This is a genomic window from Rhodanobacter terrae (genome assembly GCF_042657005.1).
In the GTDB taxonomy this organism is placed as follows: domain Bacteria; phylum Pseudomonadota; class Gammaproteobacteria; order Xanthomonadales; family Rhodanobacteraceae; genus Rhodanobacter; species Rhodanobacter terrae.
In genome coordinates this window covers 1-5,466 of sequence record NZ_JBHSNG010000053.1, presented here as the reverse complement: position 1 = coordinate 5,466, position 5,466 = coordinate 1, and the positions used below count along the sequence as shown (strand labels likewise).

At 58.8% G+C, this 5,466-nt stretch carries 3 protein-coding genes; all 3 read right to left on the bottom strand.

Going from position 1 to position 5,466, the window contains the following annotated elements:
• Positions 1–358: transposase (locus ACFPPB_RS19980; RefSeq protein ID WP_377330367.1), on the bottom strand; the 358-nt coding region annotated here is incomplete at its 3' end.
• Positions 359–913: 555 nt separating this feature from the next.
• Positions 914–1,675: a hypothetical protein gene (locus tag ACFPPB_RS19975; protein ID WP_377330365.1), complete on the bottom strand. Its 762-nt coding sequence runs from the start codon at positions 1,673–1,675 to the stop codon at positions 914–916.
• Entirely contained in the window at positions 1,672–4,875 is a 3,204-nt protein-coding gene (locus tag ACFPPB_RS19970; protein ID WP_377330363.1) for an Ig-like domain-containing protein, read from the bottom strand. The genes ACFPPB_RS19975 and ACFPPB_RS19970 overlap by 4 nt, the downstream gene beginning before the upstream one ends.
• Positions 4,876–5,466 lie beyond the last annotated feature (591 nt).

The window sequence follows — 5,466 nt, the reverse complement described above, 5'->3', positions numbered from 1 at the left end:
TGTAGCGCGACAGCTCCAGCAGATAGCTGTCCCTGTCGACCAGGATCGCCTTGTAGCGACCTTGCAGCACATGGCCGACGCGGGTATGGCGCCGGTTGAACGCCTGCGTGTAGACACCATTGACCTCGCGCATGCCACGCGACAGCGTCGGCCGCCGCGTCTCGATCAGCAAGTGGTAGTGATTGTCCATCAGGCAATAAGCCCACAAGCGCCAGTCATAGCGCTCGCACACGCGCGACAAGCCGGCACAAAACACTTGGCGATCCTCGTCATCGCGAAAGATCTCCGCGCGCGCGTCGCCACGTGCCATGACGTGATACAGCGCACCGGCAAATTCAATGCGAAGAGGGCGGGACATGGATGCAGGCTACGACAGAGCATGTGGCAAAACAAGACCTGACCCCGGCCTTCCTGCGACAGAGCATGTGGCAAAACAAGACCTGACCCCGGCCTTCTTGACATGATCGTTTAAATGATGATTGCTCGATGTATACAGGCGTGATAGATCCCATATTCCTGAGATTTTTTCCGTGTTGTCATGCTCAATCAGCGTCCCAGCTCCATGGGATTCCAAGCGCCGAGTGATGTCACCATCCACGTAGTGCACGCTGGAATAATCAGGGGACAGGCAGAGCAAATAGGGGCCATGGGGGCCGGCGTACTGCCCGTAAAAAATGCCACCTCCTCCGACGTCGGCGCGAGCAGTTCCTATGGCCAGGATGGCAACTAATGAGCCAAACATTGTTAGAAGTGTGCTACGGAATTCCATGACAACCCTTAGTAAATAAAAAAACAGATGATAGTGCCATCTTCTCAAGTACACCCCGTGATCCGTTCCTCAATGCCGTTGCCATGTAGTTTGCAGTGATGAGGGCTTCGCTATCTTGCCGAACCTGAACTGAGCAAGAGTCGCTCATTTCTCTCCGCGCATAAGAGCGTCGAGCATGCCATGACCTGTGTCGACATCTTGCACGCAGTAGTAGGGGCTGAAGTCGAAATTGCTCAGGACGCAGTGAGTAAGATTCAATTTCTCTTTACTCCATGAACTCTTGTCTCCGGCACCACCAATCATCTTTCTGTGAAAGACGACTTCTCCCGTCAAAAAATTGGTGCTGGTGTCAACGGATTTGCAGAGCTCCTGCCCCGACTGACAGCTGGATAGGTGAATCTCTGATCCTATGAGGGTCATGGCATGGCCTAGGAATTTGAACTGATAGGTTCCCCAGTACCCGGCAGGTGACTCGATGGAAATGAACAAACTCCCGCCTTTGCTCCCTGCTATTTTTGCATCGATCCCATTGCTTGAATCGCCAAACTTCGATATCTCGAGAAGATCAAATGCATTGACCTGGTTTCTGCCAAGAATGGCGAGCTGATAGCCTCTTTGCGCTGCTCCGGTGAAATGCACCAGAACGGCGACATCGTCCTTGCCGCTACCCTGAAAATCACCAGGCGTTGACTCATATGTCAGTTCTTGACCTCCCTGCTTCAGGGTCGCGACAAAACTGGTTGGGTCTTTGAAGCTCGCGGCTTCGGCTCTTTGGAAACCCAGAAGAGCCAGCAGGACCATACAGGGTGCCACGTAGTTCATCTTGCCATCTCGCTTCTTTGTACGAATTGCACTGGATGAAGGGGCCGCCACACGCACAAAAGGCGGCCCCGCGAAATCGTTCAATTCGGTCGCCTCACCATCAGGCCGCTGCGTGCGACGAGATCGTTTGCATCTACCAGTGGTTCGCTCATCAACGCATTCCACCAGCCGTTGTTGATAGCACCGATGGAGCCAATGCCATCGTGACCTGCGTCGCTCCAATCAACTTGAGGGGGCCGCTGTGCATCGCCACTGCCCGTGTTCTGGCGCCGGTTGACGATGATATAGCCGCTCCCTTGGTCATCATCGCCATTACAGTCATCGTCGCCCACTGCTGCTGAAACAAAGACGGTACAACTGCTCCATCCGTCTCCACAATCGTCATCATTGTCCCGACGAACATCCAGCGTGACCGTTGCCGTGGCGCTGTAGGTGCCATCCGTCACGGTATAGGTGAACGTATCGATGCCGGTGAAGTTCCGGTTCGGCGTGTAGACGTAGACACCATTGTCCTTGCGGGTCAGCTCGCCATGGCCCGGTGCATTGACACTGATCGCCAGCGTTGCTTCCGTGCTCTCGTTGGGGTCATCCACCAGGCAACGCAGGTCGATGCGGACGTTGCCATCGTCGTCTACCCGGAACTGGGCGTTCTGGGCCGTCGGCACGGACACGACCTTGATGTGGATGGTGGCGATGTTCGAGCTGGCTTCGCTGTCGGTGACGTAGTAGCTGAAGCTGTCGTCGCCGTACCACTCATCCTGTGGCATGTAGGTGAAGCTGCCATCGTCGTTGCGATGCAGGCAGCCATGGCATGGTCCATTGACGATGTGTGCTGTGAGTGCCTGCCCGTCTGGATCGCTTGCGTCGCCCAGGATGTCGATGCGCGATGCCGTTTCCGAAGGCACGCTGACGTTGGCATCGCTGGCCACCGGCGGACGCTTCGGCGGCAGCACGGTGACGGTGACCATCGCAGTCCTGGAATCGAGCTCACCCGTGCTCAGCACATAGGTGAAGGTGTCGGTGCCGATGAAGCCGGCGTCTGCGGTATATATCCAGCGGCCATCGTCGTCCTGTTCCAGCTTGCCATGCTGCGGCTGGGTGACGATCTTGGCGTACCGCTCGTCATCGCCGCGGTCGCCCTCATCCTCGCCATCGTCGTTGGGCACCAACGGGACGGCGACGCACTTCCCGGTACGCACACTGACGCCTTCATCCTTCGCCACGGGGCGTGGGTCGACATCGATGCGGATGGTGGCCATGTTCGAGTCGTACTGCGTGTCGTTGGATACGAAGACGAAGCTATCGTCGCCGACGAAGCCCGCATCCGGCGTGTAGTTGTACATGCCGTTCGTGTTCAGCGACAAGGTGCCATGGCGCGGGCCGCGTACGATGCGCAAGGTCAACGGATCACCATCCGGATCCCAGGTGTCCTTCATCAGGTCGATCTGTTGCGACTCGTTCTCCGCTACGTACAGCTGCTGCCCGTTCGCCTCCGGCGGTCGATTGCGCGGCTTCACGTCAATGGTGGCCGTGGCAATGCCCGAGTCGGCCTGGCCATCATTGGCGACGAAGCTGAAGCTGTCGCTGCCCACGTAGCACGGGTTCGGACGATAGGTGTACGTGCCGTCCGCATTGAGGATCAGATCACCGTGCTGTGGCGCGCTGACGATGTGGAAGCTCAGCGAGGTGCCGGGCAGGGTCGTGGTGTCATCCGACAGGCTCAGCGTGCGCGTCCAGTTGTCGTGCAGCCAGAAACTGAAGTTGGCGACCGTTGGCGGCACCATGGCGACATTCAGGCTGACTGTGGCGGCGTTGGAATCCAGCTGGCCGTCGTTTGCCACGTAGGTGAAGCTGTCGCTGCCGTAGTACAGGTCGGTCGGCTTGTAGCTGAACGTGCCATCGGTATTCTGCGTCACGGTGCCGTGCTGCGGACCCGTCACGATGCGGTAGGTCAGCGGGTCGCCATCCACATCGTTGGTCGAGCTGCGGAAATCAACCCCGACGCTGCCGTCCTCGATCAGGTTCAGCGACTGAGTCGACGCAGTGGGTGCGTGATTCACATGCGCGACGGACAGGCTCACGGTGGACACGTTGGAGTCCAACTGCCCATCGTTGGCGACGTAGCTGAAGCTGTCGTTGCCGTAGAACAGGTAGCCCGGCGTATAGGTGAAGCAGCCGTCGGCATTCTGGATCAGCGTGCCATGCTGCGGACCGTTGACGATGCGGAACGTCAGCGGATCCCCATCGACATCGTTGGCGGATGTCGACAGGTTGACCTGGACGTTGCCGTCCTCGAGCAGGTTCAGCGACTTGCCGGTGGTCGTCGGCGCATGGTTCACATGCACGACGGACAGGCTCACGGAGGACACGTTGGAGTCCAACTGCCCATCGTTGGCGGCGTAGCTGAAACTATCGTTGCCGTAGAACAGGTAGCCCGGCGTATAGGTGAAGCTGCCGTCGGCATTCTGGGTCAGCGTGCCATGCTGCGGGCCGTTGACGATGCGGAACGTCAGTGGATCGCCGTCGACGTCATTGGCGGATGTCGACAGGTTGACCTGGGCGTTGCCATCCTCGAGCAGGTTCAGCGACTCGCCTGACGTGGTGGGTGCGTGGTTGACGTGAGCGATGCTCAGGTCAATCGTCGCCGTATTGGACTGCGAGGCACCATTGTCGAGCAGGTAGGTGAAGCTGTCGCTGCCATAGAACAGATAGCCCGGCGTATACGTATATGTGCCGTCGGGGTTGAGGGTGACCGTGCCATGGGCAGGTCCCGTCACAAGCTCCGGCGTGGCACCGAAGACATCCGTATCGTTGACGAGCACATTGCCGGATACCGTGCCATCTTCCAGTCCGCTGAACGAAGCATCGTTCGCATGCGGCACTGCGAAGGTAGCCACATCGCTGACCGTGACATTGCTGCCCGACGGCTCGAAGCCAATCAGGTCGAAGGACAGGTTCACCGCCGTGCCGGTGGGCACGCTGCGCAGGTCGATAATGTACGTGCGGCTGCCATCGGCGTTATCGACGACGGTGATGCCTTGCGCCAGGTGCGAGCTTCCATCGCCCTGCAGATTGAATAGGGCATTGGTCTGGCTGAGGTCGAGCGCACCAGCCAACGATGCACCGGTGGCCGCGTTGAGCAGGGCGACCTGGAATGCGTCTTCCGGACGATCTCCCAGGTTTTGCAGCGCGACGTTGCTTAGCGTGAAGCGCAGGAAACGGTCGTTGGTGCCGAGAGTGAAGCCCTGGCTCAGGCGCGTCTGACTGGCAGCGCTATCGTTCAAGGTGGCAGAGTTTGAGACGATTGTTATATTGCCGCTCGTCGACCAGCCCTGAATCCCGGCGAAGTCGCCGTTCAAAAGTGGCGTGCCGGAGTTGAGCGGACCAGACGTTGCGACAACACCTGCCATTGGCGCCTGTGCAGTGGATGGAGCGACAACCTCCCCGGGCGTCACAGCCCCAGCGGAAGCCGCCTGTGAGGAGGCAATCAACGACTGTAGCGTCTGAAGCGACAGGCCTGCCGGCAGGCGACGTACTCCCGGTTCCAACGTGGTGGACATGATGTCGTCGCCGCTATCCGATATATCGGATAGGCCGAGTACGTGACCGTACTCATGCAGTATCACGGTCAGCAGATCATATTTGCCGTCGGCAGCGCTCCCCGGCTTGGCTACCCACACTCCTGGATCGGAAGTCGGCAAGAAGTCGTCGTTGCCACCCAAACCGCCGTAATACCAGCCAATCAAAACCTCAGGGTCAGGTCTTGTCTTGCCACATGCCACTTCGAGCGATGCGGCTTACCGTCGCATAGTGCAAGCCGAAATGCTCGCCGATCGCCTTCAAGGTGTAGCTGCCGCTGGCGTAGGCGGCGCGAA